At 54.3% G+C, this 490-nt stretch carries 1 rRNA gene; it reads right to left on the bottom strand.

The features are described from left to right. A 16S ribosomal RNA gene (locus tag ACTHSX_RS10470) occupies nt 1–490 on the bottom strand; the annotation flags it as partial.

Below are 490 nucleotides of genomic sequence, written 5' to 3'. Positions count from 1 at the left end.
CTCGTAGGATGTGTATAAGAGACAGGACTACAAGGGTATCTAATCCCTTTCGCTACCCTGGCCTTCGAGCCTCAGCGTCAGGTGTTGTCCAGTAGCTCGCTTTCGCCACGAGTGTTCCTCTTGATCTCTACGCATTTCACTGCTACACCAAGAATTCCAGCTACCTCTCCAATCCTCTAGCATGGCAGTATCGGATGCAGTTCCGGGGTTGAGCCCCGGGATTTCACATCTGACTTACCACGCCGCCTACGCTCCCTTTACGCCCAGTGATTCCGAACAACGCTCGGGACCTTCGTATTACCGCGGCTGCTGGCACGAAGTTAGCCGTCCCTTCCTCTTCCGGTACTATCAACCCTGTTCGCTATTAACGACCAGGTCTTACTCCCGGATGACAGGAGTTTACAATCCGAAGACCGTCATCCTCCACGCGGCGTTGCACCATCAGGGTTGCCCCCATTGTGAATTATTCTCGACTGCTGCCACCCGTAGG

The sequence above is a fragment of the Neisseria sp. P0014.S002 genome (genome assembly GCF_051958295.1).
Lineage (GTDB): Bacteria > Pseudomonadota > Gammaproteobacteria > Burkholderiales > Neisseriaceae > Neisseria > Neisseria flavescens_B.
Note: the sequence above shows the minus strand (reverse complement) of the source record. Positions and strands in the feature narration are given on the sequence as shown.